General features: G+C 64.4%; 29 protein-coding genes. 8 read left to right on the plus strand and 21 right to left on the minus strand.

Annotated elements, in window-relative coordinates:
* Nucleotides 1–22 precede the first annotated feature (22 nt).
* Nucleotides 23–418 (minus strand): hypothetical protein, encoded by a 396-nt coding sequence (locus VPH40_RS06560; protein WP_077406391.1) that lies wholly within the window; start codon nucleotides 416–418, stop codon nucleotides 23–25.
* A gap of 310 nt (nucleotides 419–728) precedes the next feature.
* Here VPH40_RS06560 and VPH40_RS06565 point away from each other — a divergent pair, with 310 nt between their 5' ends.
* Nucleotides 729–1,442: a sensor histidine kinase gene (locus VPH40_RS06565; protein WP_328573024.1), complete on the plus strand. Its 714-nt coding sequence runs from the start codon at nucleotides 729–731 to the stop codon at nucleotides 1,440–1,442.
* Nucleotides 1,443–1,469: 27 nt separating this feature from the next.
* On the opposite strand, the gene VPH40_RS06570 is transcribed toward VPH40_RS06565, so the two are convergent.
* Entirely contained in the window at nucleotides 1,470–2,069 is a 600-nt protein-coding gene (locus VPH40_RS06570; protein ID WP_328573025.1) for a hypothetical protein, read from the minus strand.
* A gap of 158 nt (nucleotides 2,070–2,227) precedes the next feature.
* Between VPH40_RS06570 and VPH40_RS06575 the strand changes: the two genes are divergently transcribed.
* Nucleotides 2,228–2,743, plus strand: coding sequence for a DUF6265 family protein (locus tag VPH40_RS06575; RefSeq protein WP_251348151.1), 516 nt, complete (start codon nucleotides 2,228–2,230; stop codon nucleotides 2,741–2,743).
* 57 nt (nucleotides 2,744–2,800) lie between these two features.
* Here VPH40_RS06575 and VPH40_RS06580 read toward each other — a convergent pair whose 3' ends face one another.
* From VPH40_RS06580 to VPH40_RS06650, 16 genes are all read right to left on the minus strand, one after another.
* The gene (locus VPH40_RS06580) at nucleotides 2,801–4,099 is read right to left on the minus strand and encodes an NAD(P)/FAD-dependent oxidoreductase (protein WP_251348150.1); all 1,299 of its coding nucleotides are present in this window, start codon (nucleotides 4,097–4,099) and stop codon (nucleotides 2,801–2,803) included.
* 15 nt (nucleotides 4,100–4,114) lie between these two features.
* The gene (locus VPH40_RS06585) at nucleotides 4,115–4,639 is read right to left on the minus strand and encodes a hypothetical protein (RefSeq protein WP_328573026.1); all 525 of its coding nucleotides are present in this window, start codon (nucleotides 4,637–4,639) and stop codon (nucleotides 4,115–4,117) included.
* Nucleotides 4,640–4,732: 93 nt separating this feature from the next.
* Nucleotides 4,733–5,506: a transporter gene (locus VPH40_RS06590; RefSeq protein ID WP_328573027.1), complete on the minus strand. Its 774-nt coding sequence runs from the start codon at nucleotides 5,504–5,506 to the stop codon at nucleotides 4,733–4,735.
* Nucleotides 5,507–5,584: 78 nt separating this feature from the next.
* Nucleotides 5,585–7,240 carry a methyl-accepting chemotaxis protein gene (locus tag VPH40_RS06595; RefSeq protein ID WP_328573028.1) on the minus strand — a complete coding sequence of 552 codons (1,656 nt, stop codon included), beginning with the start codon at nucleotides 7,238–7,240 and terminating at the stop codon, nucleotides 5,585–5,587.
* A gap of 184 nt (nucleotides 7,241–7,424) precedes the next feature.
* The gene (locus VPH40_RS06600) at nucleotides 7,425–8,807 is read right to left on the minus strand and encodes a multicopper oxidase family protein (protein WP_099667350.1); all 1,383 of its coding nucleotides are present in this window, start codon (nucleotides 8,805–8,807) and stop codon (nucleotides 7,425–7,427) included.
* Nucleotides 8,808–8,809: 2 nt separating this feature from the next.
* Nucleotides 8,810–10,168 carry a TolC family protein gene (locus VPH40_RS06605; RefSeq protein WP_328573029.1) on the minus strand — a complete coding sequence of 453 codons (1,359 nt, stop codon included), beginning with the start codon at nucleotides 10,166–10,168 and terminating at the stop codon, nucleotides 8,810–8,812.
* A 1-nt stretch (nucleotide 10,169) separates the two neighbouring features.
* Nucleotides 10,170–10,511, minus strand: coding sequence for a hypothetical protein (locus tag VPH40_RS06610; protein WP_328573030.1), 342 nt, complete (start codon nucleotides 10,509–10,511; stop codon nucleotides 10,170–10,172).
* A gap of 127 nt (nucleotides 10,512–10,638) precedes the next feature.
* A complete protein-coding gene (locus VPH40_RS06615; protein WP_328573031.1) occupies nucleotides 10,639–11,064 on the minus strand; it encodes a hypothetical protein in 426 nt (141 codons plus the stop codon).
* 45 nt (nucleotides 11,065–11,109) lie between these two features.
* Nucleotides 11,110–11,643: a hypothetical protein gene (locus VPH40_RS06620; protein WP_251348143.1), complete on the minus strand. Its 534-nt coding sequence runs from the start codon at nucleotides 11,641–11,643 to the stop codon at nucleotides 11,110–11,112.
* The gene (locus tag VPH40_RS27915) at nucleotides 11,643–11,780 is read right to left on the minus strand and encodes a DUF2474 domain-containing protein (protein WP_099667345.1); all 138 of its coding nucleotides are present in this window, start codon (nucleotides 11,778–11,780) and stop codon (nucleotides 11,643–11,645) included. Before VPH40_RS27915 ends, VPH40_RS06620 begins: the two co-directional genes overlap by 1 nt.
* A complete protein-coding gene (gene cydB, locus VPH40_RS06625; protein WP_328573033.1) occupies nucleotides 11,780–12,787 on the minus strand; it encodes a cytochrome d ubiquinol oxidase subunit II in 1,008 nt (335 codons plus the stop codon). Before cydB ends, VPH40_RS27915 begins: the two co-directional genes overlap by 1 nt.
* Entirely contained in the window at nucleotides 12,777–14,210 is a 1,434-nt protein-coding gene (locus tag VPH40_RS06630) for a cytochrome ubiquinol oxidase subunit I (protein WP_328573034.1), read from the minus strand. Before VPH40_RS06630 ends, cydB begins: the two co-directional genes overlap by 11 nt.
* Nucleotides 14,211–14,364: 154 nt before the next feature.
* Complete coding sequence (locus VPH40_RS06635; protein ID WP_328573035.1) at nucleotides 14,365–15,939, minus strand: sensor domain-containing diguanylate cyclase; 1,575 nt, start codon at nucleotides 15,937–15,939, stop codon at nucleotides 14,365–14,367.
* 138 nt (nucleotides 15,940–16,077) lie between these two features.
* The gene (locus VPH40_RS06640) at nucleotides 16,078–16,635 is read right to left on the minus strand and encodes an NADPH-dependent FMN reductase (protein ID WP_099667341.1); all 558 of its coding nucleotides are present in this window, start codon (nucleotides 16,633–16,635) and stop codon (nucleotides 16,078–16,080) included.
* Nucleotides 16,636–16,723: 88 nt separating this feature from the next.
* Nucleotides 16,724–17,842 (minus strand): alanine racemase, encoded by a 1,119-nt coding sequence (gene alr, locus VPH40_RS06645; RefSeq protein ID WP_251348138.1) that lies wholly within the window; start codon nucleotides 17,840–17,842, stop codon nucleotides 16,724–16,726.
* A gap of 13 nt (nucleotides 17,843–17,855) precedes the next feature.
* A complete protein-coding gene (locus tag VPH40_RS06650) occupies nucleotides 17,856–19,145 on the minus strand; it encodes a D-amino acid dehydrogenase (protein ID WP_328573036.1) in 1,290 nt (429 codons plus the stop codon).
* 106 nt (nucleotides 19,146–19,251) lie between these two features.
* Between VPH40_RS06650 and VPH40_RS06655 the strand changes: the two genes are divergently transcribed.
* The 3 genes from VPH40_RS06655 (at nucleotide 19,252) to VPH40_RS06665 (ending at nucleotide 20,922) form a co-directional block, all read left to right on the plus strand.
* Nucleotides 19,252–19,752, plus strand: coding sequence for an Lrp/AsnC ligand binding domain-containing protein (locus VPH40_RS06655; RefSeq protein ID WP_070222192.1), 501 nt, complete (start codon nucleotides 19,252–19,254; stop codon nucleotides 19,750–19,752).
* 147 nt (nucleotides 19,753–19,899) lie between these two features.
* Nucleotides 19,900–20,247, plus strand: coding sequence for a hypothetical protein (locus VPH40_RS06660; protein WP_099667338.1), 348 nt, complete (start codon nucleotides 19,900–19,902; stop codon nucleotides 20,245–20,247).
* Between the two features lie 108 nt (nucleotides 20,248–20,355).
* The gene (locus VPH40_RS06665; RefSeq protein ID WP_289897335.1) at nucleotides 20,356–20,922 is read left to right on the plus strand and encodes a carboxymuconolactone decarboxylase family protein; all 567 of its coding nucleotides are present in this window, start codon (nucleotides 20,356–20,358) and stop codon (nucleotides 20,920–20,922) included.
* Between the two features lie 22 nt (nucleotides 20,923–20,944).
* Here VPH40_RS06665 and VPH40_RS06670 read toward each other — a convergent pair whose 3' ends face one another.
* Entirely contained in the window at nucleotides 20,945–21,892 is a 948-nt protein-coding gene (locus VPH40_RS06670) for a DMT family transporter (RefSeq protein ID WP_328573037.1), read from the minus strand.
* A gap of 58 nt (nucleotides 21,893–21,950) precedes the next feature.
* Nucleotides 21,951–22,715, minus strand: coding sequence for an AraC family transcriptional regulator (locus VPH40_RS06675; RefSeq protein ID WP_305052593.1), 765 nt, complete (start codon nucleotides 22,713–22,715; stop codon nucleotides 21,951–21,953).
* A gap of 154 nt (nucleotides 22,716–22,869) precedes the next feature.
* On the opposite strand from VPH40_RS06675, the gene VPH40_RS06680 reads away from it, so the two are divergent.
* The gene (locus VPH40_RS06680; protein ID WP_328573038.1) at nucleotides 22,870–23,745 is read left to right on the plus strand and encodes a tetratricopeptide repeat protein; all 876 of its coding nucleotides are present in this window, start codon (nucleotides 22,870–22,872) and stop codon (nucleotides 23,743–23,745) included.
* On the opposite strand, the gene VPH40_RS06685 is transcribed toward VPH40_RS06680, so the two are convergent.
* Nucleotides 23,728–24,690, minus strand: coding sequence for a GlxA family transcriptional regulator (locus VPH40_RS06685; RefSeq protein ID WP_442906635.1), 963 nt, complete (start codon nucleotides 24,688–24,690; stop codon nucleotides 23,728–23,730). The two genes, VPH40_RS06680 and VPH40_RS06685, sit on opposite strands and share 18 nt — an antisense overlap.
* Before the next feature lie 136 nt (nucleotides 24,691–24,826).
* Here VPH40_RS06685 and VPH40_RS06690 point away from each other — a divergent pair, with 136 nt between their 5' ends.
* Both VPH40_RS06690 and VPH40_RS06695 read left to right on the plus strand, forming a co-directional pair.
* Nucleotides 24,827–25,459, plus strand: coding sequence for a cysteine hydrolase family protein (locus VPH40_RS06690; protein WP_328573040.1), 633 nt, complete (start codon nucleotides 24,827–24,829; stop codon nucleotides 25,457–25,459).
* Between the two features lie 69 nt (nucleotides 25,460–25,528).
* Nucleotides 25,529–26,074 carry a YdcF family protein gene (locus VPH40_RS06695; RefSeq protein ID WP_328573041.1) on the plus strand — a complete coding sequence of 182 codons (546 nt, stop codon included), beginning with the start codon at nucleotides 25,529–25,531 and terminating at the stop codon, nucleotides 26,072–26,074.
* The last annotated feature ends 38 nt before the right edge of the window (nucleotides 26,075–26,112 follow it).

Raw genomic sequence — 26,112 nt, forward strand, 5'->3', positions numbered from 1 at the left:
GTTTTTTCATGTCCTGCAGGCTTTATTTCTTGCCAGCCGTCACTTCATGCTGGCCCGCATGCTGGTGGTCCGTTTGCGCATTGACGGTGTCGGGCGACACTTCGATGCGCGTGATGCCCGCATCGACGGAGATCGGGTCGCTGGCGGGGAAGGTCATTTCCACGGCGTCGTCGAGCAATTCTTCCTTGGCCCGCTCTTCGCCGCTCATGCCCTCTTCATCGGCCAGGATGGCCAGCGCGCTGGCCCATTTGACGAAGTTGAGGTTGGACAATTCGCGCACGGTGGTTACGCCAAACGCCTGCTGCAAGGCCTTGGCGTCTTTTGCGCTGACGCCGCGCAGGGCGCTAATGGGCGCATTGACGATGTCGCGGAAGCTTTTGTCGAGGTATTCCTTGTCGACGATGGTATCGATATTCATGGCATGTCCTTTCGTTTCGGTAAGCGGGCCAGTGCTGCGCCCCGCGCCGCACTGGCGCCAGGCCGCATGGGGTAATGACAGCCCCACTATGGCAGCGTGCCGCGCCCCGGTATGTGCGCAGCCGTACGTAACGACGGGAACGATGCCCGCTGGCGCAAACGATAATATTGTCTATCACATAAAAATGATGGAAGGAGATTAAAATTGCCGAAAAGACAGAAATTTTTCATCCATGCGCCCCGCGATGAAATCCTCATGTATGATCCACAACTTGAATTTGGTCCTCACCTTTCACCATTCACGGGGCGCTATGTCCGCACAAACAGATCCGAACAAGGAAGCGGCCCAGGCCGATGCGGAGCGCGCCGCCGACCTCAGCGAATTGCTCGGCCATGTCAACACCAGCTGGGACAATGAACGGCGCGCCCTGTCGCGCCAGTTGCACGACAGCCTCGGTTCCTCGCTGACGGCGCTCACCATGCACCTGTCGCTGCTGACGCAAAAGATGCCGCAGGAAGCCGCCTTGCTCGACCGCGCGGCGACGATGAAGCAATTGCTGCTGAATGTGATCGAGACCAACCGCCAGATGCAGATGAAGCTGTGGAACGACAAGCTCGAGTTTCTCGGCGTAAATGTCGCGCTCGGCGAGCTGGCCGCGCAATTTGCCGAACAGCACAAGATCACCGTGCGCTGCAGCCTGCCCGAAGATGAATTGATTTGCCCGCGCAACGTGGGCGTGGCCCTGCTGCGCACCCTGGAAGAAGCGCTCGGCAACATCGCCGCGCACGCCCACGCCACGCAGGTGGACATCATCATCGACGACAATGACGAGGCGCTGATGATGACGGTCAAGGATAACGGCAGCGGCTTGCCGGCCAACGAGCCCGTCGAAATGAGCAAGCACGGCCTGCGCTCCGTGCGCGAGCGCGTGCATTACCTGGGCGGCACCCTGAGCCTGACGGCCAATCCGCAAGGCGGCACGGCCCTGACCGTCGTCTTGCCGCGCATTACGCCAAAAGAATAATTTCCCGCAGCGGGCGCCCTGCCCGCCTCAACGGGGCAGCGGCATGCCCTCTTCCGGCAGCAGCAGTTGCGCCCCCAGCACATCGCGGCGCGCGCCATGCCCGGCCAGGCTGGTGCGATCGCCTTCCAGCACCTGCAAGAAATGTCCAACACGCAACACATCCGTCAATTGCGCCGCCAGGGCGGCATCGGCCGGAGAACCCGCCTGCCGCCATCCCAGCACCAGCAGGGTTTGCCAAATGTCAGGCAATGCCGTGCGCCAGCCGGCCGAGGCGAGAAAGTCGCCGGCCGGCTGCTCCAGCGCTGCACTGGCCCGCACCAGCAAGTCCTCGCGCGCCAGCTCGCCGGGCCAGCCGTCAAGCTCGGCACGCCACAGGGGGAACGTGGCCAGCGGCGCCGGCAACGCGTCCAGGCTGCTGATGAAGCGGGACTTGCCATAGCCATCCGTGCGGAAACGCACGACCTGCCGCAGGCTTTCCCCAGCTTCCCCCCTGGCCCTGCAGGCCAGCAGCAGCTGGTAAAAATCGAGCTGCTCCGGGTCCAGGCCCAGGCTTTTCAGGCTGATGTAGCGGTCGTCGAACTGGCCCGGCCTTACGGCGCCGTGCGGCTGCGTGGAAGTATCGTGCATGATTGTCCTTGGCGTAGTGGTGGTGACGGTCGGCATCTTTCCCGAGTATAAAGTGTTTGCCGTGTGCAGCCCAGCATCGGCTACACTGGGCAGGCGCGCCGCCGGCGCGCCGCCGGCGTGCCCCAGCAACCGCTAACATCGCAACGACAGGAGATGGCATGCAACGACTCGCAACGACCTTGCTGGCAGCGCTGCTGGCCATGGGCGCCGCCCAGGCCGCCGACAACACCGTGCCGCCGCCGGAAACCGTGGACAAGCTGGCCTGGCTGGCCGGCTGCTGGAATGTCGACGGCGCCGAACCCGGTTCCGGCGAACAATGGAGCACGGCCGCCGGCGGCACCATCCTCGGCACCAGCCGCACCGTCAAGGGCGGCAAGACGACGGCCTTTGAATTCGTGCAGATCCGCCTCACGGAACCGGGCCAGCTGGCCTACATCGTGCAGCCGTCGGGACAGCCGCCCGTGATCTTCAACCTGCTGCGTCAGGACAAGCCGAATGAATTCATCTTCGCCAACCTGGATAACGATTTTCCGAGCCGCATCATCTACCGCCGCGACAGCGAGCGCATCTTGCATGCCAGCATCGTCGGCACCTTGAAGGGCAAATTCACCACCATCGACTTTCCCATGACGCGGGGCCGCTGCGAAGCGGCGCCTGTCGCGCGCGGCAAATAAAAAAGGGGCCGCAAGGCCCCTTGTTTGATCCGGCGCAAACCGTTTACTACAGCGCGATCAGTGCAGCTTGACCTGCGGCGTGCTGCGCTTGATCAGGAAGCGGCCCATGGCCATGACGGCCGTGCGCACGCTGCCCAGCACGGCATTGTGGTGCATCAGGTGCAGGCTCACATACATCATGCGCGCAACAAAGCCTTCGACGAACCAGCTCAGGCCCTTCAGAGAACCCATCAGCGTACCCACCGAGGTGGTGCGGCCGAAGGACACGAGCGAACCGTAGTCTAGGTACTCATACGGCTTGGTTTGCGGCGGCTTGCCCTTCGCTTGCAGCAGGAACGTTTTCAGCAGGTAATCGGCTTGCTGGTGGGCAGCCTGGGCGCGCGGCGGCACCAGCTTGCCATCGGGCCCCATGCAGGCGGCGCAGTCGCCCAGCGCAAAGATATTCGCATGGCCCTGCACGTTGAGCATGCCCGTCACTTCCAGCTGGCCGGCGCGGTTGGTCGGCAAGCCCAGGGTGGACAGGAATTCCGGCGCGCGGATGCCGGCGGCCCACACGCAGATGTCGGCCGCATAGCTGGTGCCGCTGGCCACCGTCACCTTGTCGGCTTCGATGGTGGTGACGCGCGTATCGGTCACCACGGTGATGCCGTGCTGGTGCAGCAATTTCGAAGCGGCGATGGAAACGCGCTCGGGCAGCGGCGCCAGGATGCGCGGCGCCCCTTCGAGCAGGGTGATGCGCACATCCTTGATGGCGTTGAGATTCTGGAAACCATACGCGGCATACACGCCGCTCGCTTCGCGCAATTCGGCCGCCAGTTCCACGCCCGTGGCGCCGCCGCCGATGATGACGATGTCGACGCCGGGATGGCCCGCGTCGCCCTGGCGCTGTTCGGCCATGGCCAGCAGTTTCAGCAGGGTCAGACGGAAACGTTCGGCGTCTTCCGTGGCATTCAGGGAAATCGTGTTTTCCTGGGCGCCGGGCACGCCGAAGTAATTCGAGGTGCTGCCCACGGCCAGCACCAGCTGGTCGTAGCTGACAGTGCGCTGCGGCAAGAGCTGCTCATCCTTGTCCGTGGCGATGGCGCCCACGGTAAGGCTGTTCGACGCGGCGTCGAGTGCGATCAGGGGGCCATAGACATAGGTAAAACCATTGTCATGCGCCAACATCTGATACGACAGGCCCTCTTGATGAATGTCCAGGGTGCCGGCCGCCACTTCATGCAGCGACGGTTTCCAGATATGGTACAGGCGGCTGTCGACCAGGGTGACCTGGCCGGCGCCGAGCTTGCGGCTGAGTTTGCAGGCCAGCTCCAGGCCGCCTGCACCTCCCCCTACGATAACGATTTTACTATGCAAAGATCCTCCTACTTGTTAATCCCTGTGCCCGTTGCCATTGCCATTGCCATTGCCGTTGCCATTGCCGTGACCGTTGCCATGGCCCTTGCCTGGCTTGTCATCATGCTTGTCGCGCTTGCCTTCATGTTTATCGCGCTTGTCATCATGCTTGTCGTAATGGCCACGATCACGGTCATGGTCCCGGTAGTCGGGACGGCCATGGTCGCCATGCTGCTGGCGGTAACGGGGCACATATTGGTTGTTATACCAACTATCTTGGACGAAATATACCTCTTGGTTACAGGCATTATACTTGCGGCAGTGCTTGGACCAGTGTTTCGCATGGCCGGGCGGCACGCGCAAATAGATGGGGGGCGCCGAATAGTATTGCGGGCGCTGCACGATGACGGGCTGGGCATAGATCAATTGCGGCGCGGGATAGTCGCCTATGTCGATGCGTCCGTAAAAGCCCGGCTGGCCGACGGTGACGGAGACGCCCACCTGGGCGACGGCAGCGGTAGCGGCCGACAGCAAGACGGCGGCAAGAATCAGGGTTTTCATGGGGACACTCCTTTTATCAGTTATGCCGCAATTGTAGACCTTGTGCAACCAACTGTTTGTTCGCAAGGACACATAAGGATTGCCGTGGCAATCTCACCACAGCTTGCCTAAAGGCACGACCACGCCGCTGAACAGCGACCAGTCCGGCGACGCCGCCGTCAAGCCGCGCGCCATGCCGATGTCGATGGCCAGCCGCGGCGTGGGACTGTAGGTGGCGGCCAGCAAGAGCTGCGCCGTGGCCGGCGCGCCGCGCAAGCGCGTGCCCGACACTTCCGCCGTGGCGCCCCAGCGCTCGCTGACGGGCGTGGAAAAGGAGGTCGCCCAGCCCGTTTGCACCCTGCCGGTATGCGGGTTGGATGCCCCCAGGCGCGTGGCGTTAAGGTTGGCATCCATGTGCACGGCGCCCAGGTCGCGGCTGAAAATGCCGTTCAGCGACACGTCGCTCTTGCCGCTGCCGATGCTGTCCTTGGCCGTGGGCAACTTCCAGCCCAGTTCCAGGCCCAGCGCCGTGGCGCTGTCGAACAAAAAGGCGCGCTTGAGCACGACCGTCGTGTCGCCCACGCCCGTTTCGCGGCGCCCCGTGTCGTCGCGCGCGCGCACGAAGCCCTCGCCTTCGAGCAATACGCCCCATTCCGGGCTGAACGCCAGTTTGAACGTGTACGGCAGGCTGGCGCGGCGCGTGTCGTCCGTTTTCGACAGCAGGCCGCCCGCCTCGAATTCCAGCTGGCCCGGCACGGGCAGCTGGGCGGGGCTGGCCACGGAAGGCCGGTACGGCAGCACGGGATCGCCCTCCTGCGCCTGCGCCAACGGCGGCAGGGAGAGCAATAACACGGAGAAACACAACAGCGGCAGGGAAGAAGACGGCATGGAAAACCCGGAAGTGGCAAACGCGCAATAACGACAGCCTACCACTGCCGCGCCGATTGCGCCCGGACCCGTCCCATTTCAGGCCAGGCGCCGCACGCCTTGCCTGGCGGCCGGCACCGGCCGGCGCAGCGGCGTGACATTGCTGGACGCCGGCACGGCCATCTGTTGCGCCTGTGCATGCAGGCGGAACACGCCCACCAGTTCCGTCAGGGTTTGCGCCTGGTCCTGCAGCGATTCGGCGGCGGCCGCCGCCTCTTCCACCAGGGCCGCGTTTTGCTGCGTCACCTGATCCATCTGCAGCACGGCCTGGTTGACTTGCTCGATGCCGGCGCTTTGCTCGGCGCTGGCGGCCGTGATTTCCTGCATGATGTCGGCCACCTGGCGCACGCTGGTGACCACTTCATCCATCGTCTTGCCCGCGTCATGCACGAGTCTGGAGCCGATTTCCACCTGCTCGACGGAGTCGCCGATCAGAATCTTGATTTCCTTGGCGGCACTGGCCGAGCGTTGCGCCAGGTTGCGCACTTCGGACGCGACGACGGCAAATCCCCGCCCCTCCTCGCCCGCCCTGGCCGCTTCCACGGCCGCGTTCAAGGCCAGGATGTTCGTCTGGAAGGCGATGCTGTCGATGACGCTGATGATGTCGACGATCTTGCGCGACGACGCATTGATCGATTCCATCGTCTGCACCACCTGCCCCACCACGGCGCCGCCCTTGCCCGCCACGTCGGACGCGGCGCCGGCCAGCGCATTGGCCTGGCGCGCATTGTCCGCATTCTGCCGCACGGCCGACGTCAGCTCTTCCATCGACGACGCCGTTTCTTCCAGCGAACTGGCCTGCTCTTCCGTGCGGGACGACAAGTCGAGGTTACCCTGGGCAATTTCGCCCGAGGCCGTGTTGATGGTGTCCGTGCCCGAACGCACCTGGCTGACGATGCCCACCAGCTTGTCGCGCATGGTTTTCATGGCAAACAGCAGGCTGGCGCTGTCGTGGTTGGCCGTGCGGATATCGACGGTGAGGTCGCCCTCGGCGATGGCGCCGGCGATCTTGACGGCATACGCCGGTTCGCCACCGAGCTGGCGCGTCAGTCCGCGCGTGATCAGCGCCCCCAGCGCCAGACCCGCCGCCACGCTGCCCAGCACCAGCGCGATCATGAAGCTGCGGCTGGCCTGATACACGCCGGACGCCTGCTCGGAAGCAGCCTTGGCGCGCTCTTCCTTCTGCTGCGACAGCTTGTCCAGCACGCCGTCGAGTTCATCGGCATGCTGGCGCGTCTTGTTGAGTAGTTCAGTCAGTTGCGCGCTGCGCTGGGCCAGCGGTTCGGCTGCCGCCAGGGTCAGCGCCTGCTGCATGGTGGCGATATATTCCGCTTCGACGGCGGCGAAGCGGGCAAACAGTTCCTTGGCGGCCGGCGTGACGAACAGCGGTTCCGCCTTGGCCAAATAGCTTTTATTCAAGTCGAGGAATTTGGCGATATCGGCCTGGCGCGTGGCGCGCTCCTCGGCGGTCGTGGCCAGCAAGAAATTGCTGCGCGCGCGGCCCACCTTGATCAAGGCGATGTTGGCTTCCTTGATGTACGACAAGCCCAACAGTTCATGGTTGTACATCTGCCCCGCCATGGTATCGATCTTGCCCATGTTGAAGATGCCGATGCCGGCCACGATGGCCCCCATCAGCGCGACGCAAAAGAATGCCGCCAGCAAGCGCGTTCCCACCTTCATCCGGTTCAACATGATTTCTCCCATAGACTGGCCGATACTCGATGCAACTGGAGCGTACTGGCTTGAATATAAAGAAAAAACACGGAAAAAAATGCTCGGATTGTCACCAAACAACAATTCCTTGATTTATAGCAACATGCAAAACGGCTTGCCATGCTAGGCAAGCCGTTCGCTGTCATCTCGGAAATGCCGACAATTAATGTCCGCTATGGCTGGCCGGCTTGCGCACCGTCATCTCGACGCTGCCCTTGGCCGGCAGCTTGCCCGTGCCTTGGCCGCGCACGGGTTCCGGCAAGGCGCCCGTCCATTCATAGGCCACGCTGCCGGCCGGGTGCTTGTACCAGCCCGGATCGCGGTAGTCGCCGGTTTTTTGATCCTTGCGCACTTTCACCGTGGTAAACATGCCGCCCATGCCGATGGCGCCGAAGGGGCCGTCGCCCGCCATCATCGGCAAGGTATTGTCGGGAATCGGCATCTGCATCTCGCCCATGTCGGCCATGCCCCGCTCGCCCATCACCATGTAGCCGGGCACCAATTGATTGATCTTCGCGGCCACGCCCTGGTGGTCGACGCCGATCATGGTGGGCACGTCGTGCCCCATGGCATTCATCGTGTGGTGCGACTTGTGGCAGTGGAAAGCCCAGTCGCCGAGGTCCGTGGCAGTAAACTCGACGGCGCGCATCTGGCCCACGGCCACGTCCGTCGTCACTTCGGGCCAGCGCGATTCGGGGCGCGTCCAGCCGCCATCCGTGCCCGTCACCTCGAATTCATGGCCATGCATGTGGATCGGGTGGTTCGTCATGGTCAGATTGCCCACGCGCACGCGCACCTTGTCGCCCTGGCGCACGACCATCGGGTCGATGCCGGGGAAGACGCGGCTATTGAACGTGAACAGATTGAAATCCGTCATGGTCATGATCTTCGGCGTGTAGCTGCCGGGGTCGATGTCGTAATTGCTCAGCAAGAAGACGAAATCGCGGTCCACCTTCATGAAATTCGGGTCTTTCGGGTGCGTCACCCAGAAACCCATCATGCCCATGGCCATCTGCGTCATTTCATCCGCGTGCGGGTGGTACATGAAGGTGCCGGGCCGCTTCGCGACGAATTCATAGACGAAGGTCTTGCCGGGAGGAATGCCCGGCTGGGTCAGGCCCGTGACACCGTCCATGCCGTTGGGCAAGCGCTGGCCATGCCAGTGCACGCTCGTGTGTTCCGGCAACTTGTTGGTGACGAAAATGCGCACGCGGTCGCCCTCCACCACTTCGATGGTGGGACCGGGCGACTGGCCGTTGTAGCCCCACAGATTGGCCATCATGCCGGGCGCCAGTTCGCGCACGACGGGTTCGGCCACGAGGTGGAATTCCTTGACGTTGTTATTCATGCGCCAAGGCAAGGACCAGCCATTCAGGGTGACGACGGGGTTGTACGGCCGTCCGTTCGGCGGCGGTGGCGGCGCCTTCGTCTCCGCGCCGGCCATGCTGACGGCTTCCGGCAGCGATGCCGCGCCCACGCGGCTCACCGCTGCCGCACTCAGGGCGACCGCGCCCGCATTCATGAAAAAGTTTCTACGTGTAATCATCATTATTCCTTGTTGGCAGGGCCGCTGCCATTGATGGCGCCTTGCAGTTCAGTTTGCGCAATCCAGAAATCGCGCTGGGTGTCGATGGCGCCGTTGACGCTGGCAACTTGCTCGCGCGCATCGGCCAGCAGTTCGAAGACGCTGGCCAGCATGCCGTTGTAGCGCAGCAATACTTCATGCGAAATCGTCTTGCGCAGCGGCACGACTTCATCGCGGTAGTGGCGCGCCAGGTCGTAGGCCGTGCGGTAGCTGGAATACGCCTCGCGCACTTCCGAGCGGGCCTTGACAGCCGTGCCCGCCGTGCGCTGCAGCGACTGCTCATACAAGGCTTGCGCCTTCGCATTGCGCGCCGAGCCCCAGTCGAACAGGGGCAGTTCCAGCGACACTTCGTAGCCGTTTTCACGGGGCGCCTCGCTCGTGCTCTTGTTGGTATAGCCCACGTCGAGCACGTTGATGAAACCCGTCACCTTGGACAGGCCCAGCGCGCTGGCCGTCGCATGCGCGTCGAGTTTACTCATCTGCACGTCGAGGCGCTGCTCCATGGCTTGCGCCTCGATATTGCCCGCCTCGGCTGGCTTGGCCGGCAAATCGGGCAAGCGCGACGGCAAGGTGAACGTCGTCTGCTTGCCCCACAGGCCCAGCAAGCGCGTCAGATGCTCGCGCGTGGCCGTGGCCTGGTGGCGCGCGCGGGCCAGGTCGCCGACGGCGTCCGCGTAAAACACTTGCTGGCGCGCCTGGTCGAGGCGGCTCCAGTTGCCCGCCTGCTGCAAGCGCGTGGCCAGTTCGGCGCCCGCCTCGGCCGACAGCAGCGCCCGCTGCATGAACTGTTCCGTCTGCACGGCAGCCACGGCGTTGAAGTAGGCGCGGCGCGTATCCGACGCCAGTTGCACGGCGCTGCCGGCCGCTTGCAGCTTGGCTTGCTCGAAACGGCCCCGTTCGATGTTCACGCGCATCGGCATGGTCAGCAAGCCGGCCAGGTCGAAGCTGACGCCGCGGTCGATTTCATTGCCGTGACTGCCATGCGAACGGCCGAACGACAGGCCGGGATTGCGCAAGCGCCCCGTCTGCACCAGGTCCGCCTCGGACGCGCCCAGTTCGGCCAGCGCCACTTTCATGCCGTGGTTGTTCATCAAGGCGATGCGCACGGCGCCGTCCGCGTCCAGGGGCTGGGCCAGCAAGGCCGCCAGTTTTTCCTCGCCGCCCTTGTCGGCCAGCGCCTCGGGCGCACCCGTGCGGGCGTCGGCCAGCGCGGACACGGCCTGCATGCCGCCATCGGCGCTGAAGCTGGCGCAGCCGCTGAGCAGCAGGACGGCCGCCAGCGCCAGCGGCGTGAGGCAAGTTGATTTGGTGAAACGTGGCATGTCAGTGTCCTTCGTGCTGATGTTGCGGGGCCGGCTGGGCATCGGGCCTGGGGCTGGGCTTATCCATCGGCATCGTGTGGCCCTTCATGGCATGGCCTTCCATCTTGTGGCCGCCCATCTTCATCATGCCCATGTGGCCGCCAGCCTTGCCGACCTTGTCGTTGACGGCGCGCCAGGCCTGGTCGGGCGTGGCGTCATCCTCGGCGGCGGGACGGTAGCCGGCGAAGGCGGAGCGGTAAGTGGTGGCCGGCACGGAGGCTTGCGCCTCTTGCGGGGCGGGCTGGGACTGCGCTGCGGCGGCCAGCGGCAGCACAGCCAGCGCAAAGCTGAACAGGTATTTCATGGTATTCCTTGAAGAGCAGGGTATGGCGCGGCGGGCGCGCGACTGGAACGCTGGCGCGGCCGGAGCACGGTGCACGATACAAGCTGCAGGGACGTGCGACGGCGGCACCGCCAGGTTCAACGGGCGGTCAGGCGGAGCGCGTGCTTCTCGGAGGACGTTCGGGACCGGACGGGATATGCCCGGCGAACAGGGAATCGGGCGCCAGCGCCGGGGGCGACGCGCGCAGGGTCAAGGCATGCAGGGGCGGCATGCCGGGCGGCGCCGCGGCGCCCACGGTGCAAGCGCCATGGTTGCTGCAATCGTGGCCATGGTGCATGGCGCCGCCATCGTCCATGGCCATTTTCATCGGCTGGTCCGCCATCCGCATGTCGGCCATGTCGGCCATACTGTGGCACTGGGGCGTAGACATTGCCTCGACGGCGACCGTGACCACCGCCGCCAGCTCGTCCACGCAGCAGCTGCGCATGGCCGACGCAAAGCCCTGCATGGGCAGCGTGACGGCCAGCAGCCAGAGCAGCGAGTGGGCGAGAAAGCGGGAAAAGGCACGGTTCATGACACCACTATAAACCTTCCCACATGAGGAAGGTCAAGTCCCTATTCACGCTCGCCGGCCATGCGTCAGCCAGATCACGTACACGCCGTAGTAGCCCTGCCCTTCGAAGATGACCTGGCCATCGGCAAACGACACGGTCTGCACTTGATTCACGGTGAAGTACGCGCGGCCGTCCGCCGCCTCGACATCGCCCCAGTAGCGTGCGTGCAGGGGCCGGTAGCCGCTGGCGCGCCCGATCGCGTCCATCACATCGCCGATCATGAAGTCGAGCAGCATCCCGGCCAGCAGCGGCCGGTGGCCCGCCAGCATGGCCGTGATGTCGGGATAGCCGGCATGCATCAGCTCGGGCAAGTCGCTTTCCTCGTACTGCAAATCGTCTTCGCGGCAAGTCTGGAGAAAACTGTTGAACGGCTCGTCGAGCAAGCCCGCCAGCGCCGTTTCCGGCACGCTCAGGCGGAACGGATGCAGCGGCAGCGCGCTGTGCTGGCCGTAATTGAGTCCGCGGCAGCCGAGGAAGGCCAGCGGATGGCGCCGGCCGCCGACCTCGCAGCGGATGCCGGATGCTTGCCCGTCCGCCATCAGCTGCCCATCCCCGCTGCCCGCATCAACAGGCGCATCGCCCAGGCCGCCAAGCCCAGGGTCGCCACGCTGGCCAGCCAGAGGCCGGCCATCCAGGCCAGTCGTTTCCACCATGTCTGTTGTCCTTGTCCTTGCATCAGTGATACCCATCTTCCGGCAGGACTTTGCCACGAAACACATAATATGACCACACCGTATACATCAGGATCACGGGAATGATGAACAGTGCGCCCACCAGCGTAAAGCCCTGGCTTTGCGGCGGCGACGACGCTTCCCAGATCGAGACCGATGGCGGGATGATGTGCGGCCACACGCTGATGCCCAGGCCCGTATAGCCGAGAAAGACGAGCGCCAGCGTGCACAGGAACGGCGCCGCCTGCCGCCCCTGCCGCAGGGAGCGCAGCAGCAGCCAGCCCGCGCCCAGCACCAGCAGCGGCACAGGCAAAAACCAGAACAATTGCGGCAGCGCAAACCAGCGCGCGGCGATGGCCGGGTCGACCAGCGGCGTCCAGACGCTGATGACGGCGATCACGCCCAGCAGCAGCCACACGAGCACGCGCGTCAGACGCACGGCGCGCGCCTGCAGGCCGCCCTGCGTCTTCATGATCAGCCAGGTGCTGCCCAGCAAGGCATACGCCGCCACCAGCCCGGCGCCCGTGAACAGGGAAAACGGCGTGAGCCAGTCCAGCGCGCCGCCCGCATAGCTGCGGTTGACCACCGGCATGCCCTGGATGTAGGCGCCCAGGGTCACGCCCTGGAAGAAGGCGGCCGCCACCGAGCCGGCGATGAAGGCCTTGTCCCACACGTGGCGCTCGTGCTCGCGCGCCTTGAAGCGGAATTCGAAGGCCACGCCGCGGAAGATCAGGCCCATCAGCATGAAGCTGAGCGGCAGATAGCAGGCGCTGAGCACGACGGAATACGCGAGCGGAAAGGCCGCCAGCATGCCGGCGCCGCCCAGCACCAGCCAGGTTTCATTGCCATCCCAGACGGGCGCCACCGTATTCATCATCACGTCGCGCTCGCTCTTGTCCTGGAAAAACGGATACAGGATGCCGATGCCCAGGTCGAAGCCATCCATCACCACGTACATCATGATGCTGAACAGGATAATAATGGCCCACAGTAGCGGCAGATCAATGCCCATGCGAATGTCCTCCTTGCGCTTGCTCTTCCAGATGCGCGGCCGACATCGGCCGTGCAGGCGTGCGTTCCTGGCCGGGGCCGCCATGCTCGACGCTCTCCCCCTCGTGCGGCTGCGGCCCCACCCGGATCAGGCGCAGCAGGTAGCCGATGCCCGTGCCGAACACGGCAAAATAGATGACGATGAACAACAGCAAGGTGATGCCCAGCTGCGTGGCGCCGTGGGCCGAGACGGCATCCTCCGTGCGCAGCAAGCCGTACACGGTCCACGGCTGGCGGCCGATTTCCGTCGTGTACCAGCCGGCCAGCATGGCCACCAGTCCGCTCGGTCCCATCCACAGGGCGCAGCGCAGGAACAGGCGCGAGCGCCACAAGGTATTGCGCCAGCGCAACCATGCGCTCCAGATGCCCAGCGCGATCATCAGCATGCCCAGCCCCGCCATCAGGCGGAACGACCAGAATACGACGGCGGAAGGGGGCCGGTCACGCGGCGCAAATTCCTTCAGGGCGGGAATCGTGCCATTCCAGTCGTGCGCGAGGATCAGGCCGCCCAAGCGGGGAATTTCCACCTTGTACAGGGTTTCTTCGCGCGCCATGTCGGGCCAGCCGAACAGGATCAGCGGCGTGCCTTCGTTGCCCGTGTTTTCCCAGTGGCCTTCCATGGCGGCCAGCTTGGCCGGCTGGTGCTCGAGGGTATTCAAGCCGTGCAAGTCGCCGATGACGGCCTGGATGGGCGCGACGACCAGCAGCATGGACAAGCCCATGGTCATCATCTTGCGGATGGCCGCATTGTCGTTGCCTCGCAGCAAATGCCAGGCGGCCGACGCCACCACCAGCAAGGCCGTGGCGAGGAAGGCGGCCACGCTCATGTGCAGCAGCCGGTACGGGAACGAGGGATTGAAGATGACAGCCAGCCAGTCCACGGGCACGACGCGCCCGTCGATGATTTCATGGCCCTGCGGCGTCTGCATCCAGCTGTTCGAGGCGATGATCCACGTGGCCGAAATCAGGGTGCCCAGCGCCACCATGGCCGTGGCGAACATGTGCAGGCCGGGCCCCACGCGGTGCCAGCCGAACAGCATCACGCCGAGGAAGCCCGCTTCCAGGAAGAAGGCCGTCAGCACTTCATAGGCCAGCAGCGGCCCCGTGATGCTGCCCGCGTAATCGGAAAAGAAACTCCAGTTGGTGCCGAACTGGTAAGCCATGACGAGGCCGGAAACGACGCCCATGCCGAAATTGACGGCGAAGATCTTCGACCAGAAATGGTACAGGTCGCGGTACACGCCGTCCTGCGTGCGCAGCCACGCCGCTTCCAGCACCGTCAGGTAACTGGCCAGGCCGATCGTGATTGCAGGAAAAATGATGTGGAACGAGATGGTGAAGCCGAACTGGACGCGCGCCAGTTCCAGTGCCGTAAGCCCTAACATGTGTTGCCTTCCCGACGTGTGACGTCTGTTTTACCCAGGCCTCCACTCTAGGCTTTCCGGGTAAAACATAACAGACTCAGAAACGGGAGAAAACATAGGATCAGTTTGACGTTTGCCGAATGACAAGGTCAAGCCGGTCCAACGGAAAACCGCGTCAGGCGGGCTCCGTGATGCCCACGCAATTGCGGCCGTTTTCCTTGGCCACGTACAGGGCCGCATCGGCGGCGCGCAGCACGGCGTCCGTGCTGCCCGCTTCCTGTTCCGACGACACGACGCCCAGCGATATCGTGACCAGGCCCGCGCCGGGAATCACGGCGGCGGCCACCTTGGCGCGCAAGCGCTCGGCCACCTGCATGGCCACGTCGAGGTCGGCATCGGGCAGCAGCATGATGAATTCATCGCCGCCATTGCGGCACAGCACGTCGGCATCGCGCGAACAGGCGCGCATCAGCTGCGCCAGGCGCAGGATGACTTCGTCGCCCACGGCATGGCCCCAGCGGTCGTTGACTTGCTTGAAATGGTCGATGTCGATGGCGATGACGGAAAACGGCCGCGCCTGCGCCTGCCACGCTTCCAGCGCCGCCGCCATGCCGCGCCGGTTCGACAGGCCCGTCAGCGGGTCCGTCTGCACGTCGGTCTTCAACTTGCCGATCTTGTTCTGCAACAATGCCAAGCCTTTCAGCAGGGCTTTCTTGATTTGCGCCGCCTCCACATACCACGAGCGGATGGCGGCGATGTGCTCGGCCGTTCCGGGCGCATCCATGCGCCGCGCGCCTTCGGCCAGCTGCACCAGGGGGCGCGAAATCAGGCTGGCCAGCCACCAGATGAATGGCAGGCTCAGCAAGGCGATCGGCAGGGAATGCCATACCGTGTTGGCCATCAGCTGGTTCAGCGGGGCCAGGGTCATGGCCGTCGGGCGCTGCGCCACGATGCCCCAGCCCGTCGACGGCATGATGGCGTAGCCGGCCAGCATATCCACGCCCAGGCTGTTGTTCATGCGCCGGTTGCCGCCGCCCTGCTGGGCGATGATGGCGTCGATGACGTCATTGCTGCCGGCCACGTCGCCCAGGCGGTCGGGGTCCGGGTGGTACAGCAGGCGCCGGTTCTGGTCGACCACGTACAGGTAGGAGCCGTCGCGGTAGTAATGCTGGCCCAGCATGGTGTACAGGATGTTTTTCTGTTTCAGGTAAATGCTGCCGCCCACGTAGCCCAGGTAGCGGCCATCCTTGCCCAGGATGGGATGCGAAATGAACACGACCAGGTTGCCGGCCGACGACACATACGGCTGCGTCACCAGCGGGCGCCGCTCGCGCAGGGCCTGGATGGCGCCGACAGAATCGAGCGTGCGGTTTTTCAGGGCCAGGGTTTCCGGCGACACGCCCAGCACCTTGCCCTGGGCATCGACGATGAGCACGGAATTGAAACTGTTCGTTTGCAGGCGCAGGCGTTGCGCCTCGTCCGTCAGCCATTGCTCGTCGCCCATGCGCGAAGGCAGGCCGCCCGCGCTGTAGGCCAGTTGCTGGCGCGCCGATTGCAGGAAGTCCTCGGCCGTGCTGGCCAGCTTGCTCGCATACGCGTGGTTCGCTTCCAGGGTGGTATCGATCAGCAGCTGGCGCTGCACGCTGTAGCTGGCGTAGAAGGTATTGGCCAGGGACACCAGGGCGCTGGTAAAGGCCACGAGCACGATCAAGCGGCGCAAATTCATGCGCAGAACAGGTTTGGTCCACATGGGGTCGACAAGAAGAAGTATTGCGCTAAAGAAAGGGCGCATTATACCGAGACACCCGTGCCAATATTGAAATCTTGGCATCAATGGTCAAAGAATGTGTACAAGCGGCAACGCCGAGCGTTGCCGCCTTGACATGCATCAAGCGTGGATGGCGTGTTTGCGGACCCAGTCTACGTAGCGCTGCATCCAGCCCTGGAAGAAACCGAGGCTGGCCGGGCCGATGCCGCCATGCTCGTCGAACAGGCCTTCCTTGGCCTGGATAAACATTTCTGGCTGCCCCAGCAGCGGCACGTCCAGGTAGGCGAGCACATTGCGCAAATGCTGCTGCGCCAGGGCCGTGCCCGTGGCGCCGACGGAAACGCCGAGCACGGCGCCCGGCTTGCCGCCCCACACGCTCTGGCCGTACGGGCGCGAGCCCTGGTCGAGGGCGTTTTTCAGCACGCCGGGAATCGAGCGGTTGTATTCGGGGGTGAGAAACAGCAAGGCTTGCGATGCGGAAATTTCCGATTTCAGGCGCAGCACTTGCTCGGACTGCGCGCCATCGTCATCCTGGTCGTACAGCGGCAAGTCGCCGATTTCGATGTGCTTGAAGGAAAACTCGGGCGGCGCCAGCTTGATGATGGCGTCGGCCAGCTTGCGGTTGAAGGAATCCTTGCGCAGGCTGCCGACGATGATAGCAACGTTATATTGACTCATATATATCCCCGATGATGGTGAAAAAATAGCCCTGGAGTGAACTTCACTGCAGGACTATCTTGCCACACAATCATGGGGTTTGCGCTGCTTAGCGTGCGCCGCCAGCCAAGCCCTGGTACTCGCGGTAATAGCGCCCGCCCAGGTTGGTCAGCACCTCGTAGCCGATGGTATTGGCCATGGCCGCCACGGCGTCGACCGGGTGTTCGGCGCAGATCAGGTCGACCAGGCTGCCCGGCGCGACGCGGTCGCCGGCGATGGCGCTCACGTCGAGGGTGATGGAATCCATCGAGATGGCGCCGATCTGCGGCACCTTCACGCCGTCGACGATGGCCAGGCCCTGGTTGCTCATGCTGCGCAGCCAGCCATCGGCGTAGCCGACGGACACCGTCGCCACCTGGCGCGGCTCGCTGGCCGTGTAGCGGCGGCTGTAGCCCACGTGGTCGCCGGCGGCAATCGTGCGCGTCTGCAAGACCTTGCCTTGCAGGCGCACGACCGAGCGCAGGGGGTTCGGTTCGCCGCCCTGCGGTCCGATGCCGTACAGGGCCGCGCCCGGGCGCACCAGGTCGAAGTGATAATCGGGCGACAAAAAGATGCCCGATGAATTGGCCAGGCTGGCGCGGTACTGCGGCAAACGGGCGCGGATGGCGATGAAACGGGCCAGCTGCTCGCCATTCATGGGGTTGCTCCGCTCGTCGGCGCAGGCCAGGTGGCTCATCAGGTAACGCACCTTGATGCCGTCAAGAAAGTGCGGGTCCAGCAGCCAGGCGTCGATTTCCTGCGGCGACAAGCCCATGCGCGACATGCCCGTATCCACCTGCACGATGGCGTCCAGGGTGCTGCCCAGCGCTTTTGCATGCGCGCGCCAGCCCGCCACCTGCGGCTCGCTGTTGAGCACGGGCGTCAAGCCATGGGCCGTGAATTCGCCTTCCGTGCCGACGGGCGGGCCGTGCAGCACGAAGATGGACGCGTCCGGCGCCACGTGCGGGCGCAGGCTAATGCCCTCTTCCAGGTGGGCCACGAAAAAGTGGCGGCAGCCTTCTTCATACAGGGCCGCGCCCACTTGCGCGGCGCCCAGGCCATACGCGTCGGATTTGACGACGGCCGAACAGGCGGCCGGGTGAGCCTTGTCGCGCAGCAAGCGGTAGTTGGCGCGCACGGCATCGAGGTCCACCGTCAGGATGGCGCCGCTACGTTCCTTGGGAGGCATGCTGGCCCCCATCTCAGGCCACCGCGTGTTGCAGTTTGCCATTGCCCTGCGCGCCGCTGTAGCGGCTGACGGACAGGTCGTCGGCCAGGATGGCCGGCTTTTTCGACGACATCAGGTCGGCCAGCAATTGCGCGGAACCGCAGGACATGGTCCAGCCCAGGGTGCCGTGGCCCGTGTTCAGGAACAGATTGCGCAGTGGCGTGCGGCCGACGATCGGCGTGCCGTCCGGCGTCATTGGGCGCAAGCCCGTCCAGAAGGTAGCCTCGGCCGTGTTGCCGCCGCCGGGGAAAAGGTCGTTGACGACCATTTCCAGCGTTTCGCGGCGGCGCGGGTTCAGGTTCAGGTTGTAGCCGGCGATTTCCGCCATGCCGCCCACGCGGATGCGGTCGTCGAAACGCGTGACGGCGATCTTGTAGGTTTCATCGAGAATGGTCGACACGGGCGCCTTGGCCACGTTGACGATAGGCACGGTGATCGAATAGCCCTTCAATGGATACACGGGAATGTCCAGCAGCGGCTTCATGAAGCCCGTCGAGTAGGAACCCAGGGCAACCACGTAGGAATCGGCTTTGACGATTTCCGCGCCACATTGCACGCCAGCAATTTCGTCGCCCTGGGTCAGCAAGGCATCGATGGACACGCCATAACGGAACTTCACGCCCAGCGCCTCGGCCATCTCGGACAGGCGCGTGGTAAACAGCTGGCAATCGCCCGTTTCATCGTTGGGCAGGCGCAAGCCGCCGAACAGTTTATCCTTGACCGCTTCCAGGGCCGGCTCGGCGCGCGACAGTTCGTTGCGCTGCAGCACTTCATACGGCACGCCCGCGTCTTTCAATACTTCGATATCCTTGGCGGCGTCGTTGTATTGTTTTTCGGTGCGGAACAATTGCATCGTGCCTTGCTGGCGGCCTTCATACGTGATGCCGGCCTCGGCGCGCAGCACCTTGAAGCAGTCGCGGCTGTATTCAGCCAGGCGCACCATGCGTTCCTTGTTCACGGCATACGCTTCCGGTGTGCAATTACGCAACATCTGCCACATCCATTTCAGCTGGGCGGCGCTGCCGTCGAGCGAGATGGCCAGGGGCGCGTGGCGCTGCATCATCCACTTCACGGCCTTCAGGGGAATGCCGGGCGCAGCCCATGGCGAAGCGTAGCCGGGCGAGATTTGCCCCGCATTCGCGAAGCTGGTTTCCAGTGCCGGGCCCGGCTGGCGGTCGATGACGGTCACCTCATGTCCTGCCTTGGCCAGATAGTAAGCACTGGTGACGCCGATGACGCCGCTACCCAGAATCACAATACGCATAGTTTCCTCATTATATTTTTTTAGGCTGACGCCAGATTAACCGCTATCATATTGGGAAAGAGCCAGTATTTGTTCACGTATAAATCGAGATATTCAGCAATAAATCATGAGAATCCTTAAAGAATCGGCACGTGGCCTCGACAAGCTGGATCGCCACATCCTGCGCATCCTGCAACAGGATGGCCGCATCTCGATGAAAGACCTGGGCGAACAGGTGGGATTGTCCATCACGCCCTGCATCGAGCGGGTCAAGCGCATGGAGCGCGACGGCGTCATCACGGGCTACCACGCCAAGGTGAACCCGGCCGCGCTGGGCGCCAAGCTGCTCGTCTTTGTAGAGATTACGCTGAATCAAAAATCCGCGTCCGCCTTCGAGCAATTCCGCCGCGAAGTGCTGCAGATTCCCGAAGTGCAGGAATGCCACCTGGTGTCGGGCGACTTCGATTACCTGATCAAGGCGCGCATCCATGAAATGGCCGAGTACCGCAAGTTGCTGGGCGACATGCTGCTGCAGTTGCCGGGCGCCGCGCAATCGAAGAGCTATGTGGTGATGGAAGAAATCAAGGAAACCCTGGCGCTGTCGACCGACGTGCTGCAAAATCGCTGAAGGTACCGCCTGCCGGTACCGACAGCATCAAATTTTGCACCTTTGTATAATCTTGTAGCACATTCGCGGCGACACAAGCACACTCCCTCCTGACATCACGCCCGTCCCCTCTGAGATTGGAAGCAGTGATGCACACTGGGAGTCCATATGAACACATTGATAAAACTGGCAGCTTCCTGCCTCGCGGGCCTGGCCGTGGCCATGTGCACCGCCAGTGAATACAAGGTCAACCGCGCGCCGGACAATGGCGCCATCTATCAAAACATCAAGGTCGGCAAGACCACCCGCCTCGACCTCGACGCGGCCCTGGGCAACGCCACCGTCGTCAGCTTCGATCCCGGCTATGAAGTCTGGGTCTACAAGAACCAGCTGAAGACGCCCAGCGTGACGCGGCTGATCCCCCTGCTGGGCGAAAAAGGCACGCGCGAAGTGGCCGTCATGTTCGACCAAGCCGGCATCGTGAAGAAATTCCGCATCCACGAGCCACGCAGGTAGGCGCAGGCCGCGCACGTGTGCGACAGCGTAAGGCAGCCGCCAGCCAGATGGCTATACTGGCTGCTGGCTCCCGCCGCCCACCGCCCACCTACCCTGCAAGGAGTTTCCATGCGCCTGCCCCTGATCGCTCCGAAAGACCTGACACAAGAACAACAGCCGCTGTACGACGATATGCGCAAAGGCATCACCAGCAATTTCAACGATTTCATCGCCGTGCGCGAAGATGGTGCCCTGATGGGGCCGTGGAATCCGTGGCTGCACGAACCGGCCATCGGCAAGGCGATCTGGAACCTGACCCTGGCCATGACGGCCAACGCCACGCTACCCGACAAGGTGCGCCAGATTGCCATCCTGGTGGTCGGCGCGCGCTACAACGCCGCCTATGAAATCTACGCCCACATCGCCGTCGCGGAGCGCGAAGGCATGCCTGCCGAGCGCCTCGCCACGCTGGTAGCGGACGTCAAGCCGCTCGACCTGGACAAGCAGGAAAGCGTGGCCTACGACCTGGCCTACGCGCTCAGCCGTGGCGGCACGCTGCCGGAGCCGCTGTACCGCCTGGCGCTGGCTACCTTCGGCCAGCATGGCATCAACGAGCTGATCTACCTCGTGGGCCTGTACGCACTGGTATCGACCACCTTGAACGGCTTCAACGTGCCGGTGCCGGAACGCGACTGAAGGGCCTGGCCCGCGCCGCGCCTTATGCCGCCCGGGCCGTCGCCGCGCTGGCCGCCCGCTGCGGCCGGTGCGCCACCGCGCAAGCCAGCACACCCGCCAGCAGCAGCGCCGTCGCCGCAGATTCCGCCGCGGTGGGCCAGCGCCGCTCCCACGCATAGCCGTACAACAGGGCAAACAGGAATTCAAAGACGATCATCTGCCCCATCAAGGTCAGCGGCAGCACGCGGCTGGCGTAATTCCACAAGCCGTTGCCGACGACTGAACACAGCAGCGCCACACCCGTGACGAGGCCGGCGAACTGCAGCCATGCCGTGCCGCCATGCGCGGCCGGTGCCGCAAGCGCGACGGGAATCGCCAGCAGCAATGCGGCGGCGCCCGTCACCACGCCCGTCAACAGATTCCACTCCTGCGCCGACACCGCGCGCAAGCGCCCCAGCCAGCGGCTGTTGCCGACGGCATACACCGTCCACGACAGCAGCGCCGCCAGCGCGCACAACAGTCCCAGCAGCGATGCATGGCCGGGATGCGCGAGCGACTGCCAGCTGATGCACAACAAGCCGGCACCGCTGAGCAGCAACGAAGGGAGCAGCTTGCGCAGCGGCACGGCATCGTGGTCGCGGCTGCCAACCACGGTGACGACCAGCGGCAGCAGGCCGATCACCATCGACGTCATGGCCACCCCGCCCATCTGCACGGCGCTGGCCAGCAGCACGTAATAGATGATGTTGCCGGTCAGGCTGAGCCAGATCAAGCCCCGCCATTCGCGCCAGCCCAGGCTGCGCAGCAGGCGCCGCCACGACGGCGCGACCAGAACGGCCGCGATCAGGCCGTAGGCCAGGTAGCGACCCACCGACAATTCCAGCGGCTGGAACGCGGGCAGCAGCGCCGGCGCCAGGAACACCAGGCCCCACAGCGCGCCCGCAGCGATACCGGCCAGCATGCCCAGGCGTGTCTTATTCTTTTGCAACATATTCAATCTCCCGAAAAGGAGATTGTGGCCGCTGCGGCGCGCCCGTTCTTGGCGCCATCTACTGCGTTTTTGACCGGTTCTCGCGACGTTGGCGCCGGTAAGCGGCTGGCGTGGCGTCGATGCTGTCGCGCATGGCCCGCGTCAGCGCGCTCTGCTCGGAAAATCCGGCCGCCAGCGCGATCTCGGCAATGCTGGCGTCGCTGGCGGTGAGCAAGTCGCAGGCCCGCCCTATCCGCTGCTGCTGTAGCCAGGCATGCGGACTGGTATCCATTTCTTCGCGGAACAGTGCATGCAGGCGGCTGACGCTGAGGTTGGCAAAGCGCGCCATCGATGCCGTCGACCAGGGCAAGCCAGGCTCGGCCTGCACGCGCGCCAGCAGCGCGGCCAGCCGCGAGCGGACCTGCGGCGCGGTCTGCAGCAAGGTGTCCAGCAGCAGCGGTGTCCAGCCCTGGATGACGGCCGGCGTCAGCGCCTGCTGCCCCGCCATGATGCCCAGGTATTCGATCAGCTTGCGGGCACCCGGCCCCAGCGCCGCATACGGCCGCTCCAGCAGGCGGCCCCAGCTGCCCTGCTCCACGGCCGCCGCATCCACGTCGAGAATGATCGAGTGGTTGGCCACCCGGCTATGCTGCGCGTGCCAGGTCTTGGCCGGGATCACCACTCCCTGCTGCGCATCCACCTTGCCCTGCTTGCCGTCGATATCCAGCAGCAACTGGCCGTGCAGGGGCAGCACCAGCTGCACGAAGTCATGCCGGTTCGGCGCGCCGATTTCCGCGTAGCTACGAAAGCTGAGGTCGATGGCAGGATGGGGGGTGCTGGACATGGGGGCCGGCCTGGGCGAAGAAGCAATTATTTTATCAGCATGGCGATTATCAGCACGGCAATGCTCCAGGCCTGGCGTGCCGCCACACGCTCCGACGGTGCGCGCCAGTAGCGCCCGCTTGCTCTACACTGACGTTTTTTCCTCTGCCACTTCCATGCTACTACCTGCACAACTCGCCCACATCTCGGCGGAACAAGACTGGCAACACACGACAGCGTACCCACCGCTCGGCTTCACCCCGTTTTCCGAAGGCGCGCTGGGCAATGGCGACACGTTCGGCCTGTACTGGCCCATCGGCCGCGAAGCGTCCGAACCCATCGTCGTCGAAACGTGGCATGACGAATGGCGCTTGCAGCCGAATTTTTCCAGCCTGGCCGCTTTCCTGCGCGCCCACGCGGCAGCCAGCGATGCTGAAGACGAAGTAGGCTACGTGGCGCTGCCCACCTTGGACGACGACCCCGCTTCGCCGCGCGCCGCCTTCCTGGCGGCCAAGGAGCATATCGCCCAGCGCAACCCGGACGCGGCCATCGCTCTGCTGGAAGCGGCGCTGGCCCTCCTGCCCGAATACACGGATGCGCTGGCGCTGCTGCACGGCCAGTATCTGCGCGCGGGAAGAATCGATGAGGCCGTCAAGGTGGCGATCCAGGCCATCATTTCGCCACCGTCCTTTGGCGGCCCGCCACTGAAAGCCTTGCAATGGCTGCGCACGCAGCCGGTGCCGCAGAATGAACGAGACCCCATCTGGCGCGCCTGCGGGCAGCTGTCGTTCAACTTTGGCGGCAGCAAGGACAATGCCGATTATCCCGTGCTGCTGGCCGCCATCGATACCTACCTGGCGCAGGGCAAGCATGTTTGCGCCGCGACCCTGATGCAAACCTATGCCGAACTGATGAGCGCGGAAACCGTCTCCTTCCAGGAACGCCATGCCTTCGAGCCGGCCGCCTTCATCGCGCGGCAAATCGCCGTCAGCGCACTGCTGCCCCAAGGCAGCCGGGACCCGGCGCTGCTCTGGTCAAGCGAGCTGGCCTAGCTGCTGGCGGAACAGCTTGCGGTACGCCGAGGGCGACGTCTGCAGGTTCGCGCGAAAATGCTGGCGCAGGGACAGGGCCGTGCCGAAGCCGGCCTCCTGCGCCACGACGTCGATTGAGGCCCCGCTCTTTTCCAGCAAGCCTTGCGCATGCGCAAGACGCTGGTTCAGCAGCCACTGCTTGAACGACGTGCCCGTCGCCTGGCGGAAATGGCGCGTAAAGTTGCGCCGGCTCATGGCGGCCCGTTCGGCCAGCGCATCGATGCTGTGGGGTATGCCCAGATTGGCCGTCACGCAAGCCAGCACCTCGGCGAAGCGCCCTTCGCTGCCGGACACGGGCAGCGGGCGCTCGATGAATTGCGCCTGCCCGCCCTGGCGGTGCGGCGCCACCAGCAGCCGGCGCGCCACGCGGTTGACCACCTCGGCGCCCGCCAGCTGGCGCAGCAGATACAGGCAGCAATCGAGGCCGGCCGCCACGCCGGCCGACGTCAGCACGCCGCCATCGTCCACGTACAGCACTTCCCGATCCACCCTGACCCTGGGATAGCGGGCCGCCAGCCGCTCCGCCATGCCCCAGTGCGTGGCGGCGCTCTTGCCATCCAACAAGCCCGCCTGCGCCAGGGGAAACGCGCCCAGGCACAGCCCCACCATGCGCGCGCCGCGCCGGCTGGCCGCCTGCAACGCCGCGACCAGGGGTGGCGGCGCATCGCGGCAATCGTCGTGCCAGGCCGGCATGATGACGATATCGGCCCCATCCAGCCCTTCCAGGCCGAACTCGGGCGTGATGCCGAAGCCGGCCGCCGTGCGCAAGGGCACGGGATCGGCGGCGCACACGCGCACGTGGAAAGGCGGCAGGTCGGCCTCGTCCGTCTGGGCGCCAAACACGAGGCAAGGCACGGACAGGTGAAAAGGCGTCATGCCGTCGAAGGCAATCACGGCAATGGTCAGGGGAGTGGAAGAGAGAATAGGCATGGCCCGATTTTATCGCAGATAGGCCTTCAGGCCACTTTTTGTTTGCAAGGTCCGGCCTGAGAATGGCGGTATCGAGGAAGTCCTTCCTCTTTCAACTATGCCAGGAGAACCCATGACCACCACCCCGCGCCGCGCCCTGCTCGTCATCGACGTGCAAAATGAATACTTTACGGGCGACATGCCCATCGAATATCCGTCCGTCGATATTTCCCTGCCCAACATCGTCATGGCCATGGCTGCCGCCCGCGCCGCCGGCGTGCCCGTGATCGTCGTCCAGCACGATGCGCCGGAAGCCTCCCCCATCTTTGCCAAGGGCAGCGACGGCTGGCAGCTGCATCCGCAAGTGGCCGCCTTTGCCGCCGACCACCGCATCAACAAGGTCATGGGCAGCGCCTTCGCGGGCACGGGCTTGCAAGCCTGGCTGGCCAGCCACGGCATCGACACCCTGACGGTGGTCGGCTACATGACGCACAATTGCGACGCCGCCACGATCTTCCACGCCGCGCACGACGGCTTGCAAGTCGAGTTCCTGCAGGACGCCACGGGCACCCTGCCCTACGCCAACGCGGGCGGCACGGCCAGCGCCGAGGAAATCCACCGCGTCTTCAGCGCCGTGTTCCACTCGAATTTCGCCGCCGTCGTCAGCACGCAGGAATGGCTCGCTGCCGTGCGCGAAGGCAAGCCGCTGGAAAAGGACAATATTTATCTGTCGAACCAGCGCGCGCGCAAGGCGCAGGCGAACTGACGCTGGCGGGAATGGACGGGTATCATGCGTCCATTCCTTACTTGATGATGCTCTATGCGAAAAATAACTGTGCTTGGTTCAAGCGCTGTTGGCGTGTTCCTGCTGGCCACCGCCGCCCTGCTGCTGGCCGGACTCAACGACAAGCTGGCGCCCGCCGACGTGATCGTCGTGCCCGGCAATACGATCCTGCCCGACGGCACACCCAGCCCCCGCCTGCAGGCCAGGCTCGACGTGGCGCTCCAGCAATTCCAGGCACACCGGGCGCCGCGCATCCTCGTCAGCGGGGCCACGGGCAAGGAAGGTTTTGACGAGGCCGCATCGATGGCCCGCTACCTGCAGTCGCGCGGCGTGCCGTCCAGCGCCATCCTTGAGGATAATCAAGGCTGGACCACGGAGGCCACGGCCCGCAACACAGCAATCCTGATGCGCGAGCACGGCTGGCGCACGGCCATGGTCGCCACACAATATTTCCACGTGCCCCGCTTCCGCCTGGCTTTGGAGCGCAGCGGCATCGCCGTCAGCGGCCAGGTGCATGCGCCCTATTTCGAGCTGCGCGACCTGTATTCCGTGCCGCGCGAAACGGTGGGCTATGCCGTGTATTTCGCGCGGCCATAAATAAGCACTACCGCATTCTTGAGATGGAGTCCTGCCTG

The organism is Janthinobacterium sp. P210005 (assembly GCF_036231865.1).
GTDB lineage: Bacteria > Pseudomonadota > Gammaproteobacteria > Burkholderiales > Burkholderiaceae_D > Janthinobacterium > Janthinobacterium kumbetense.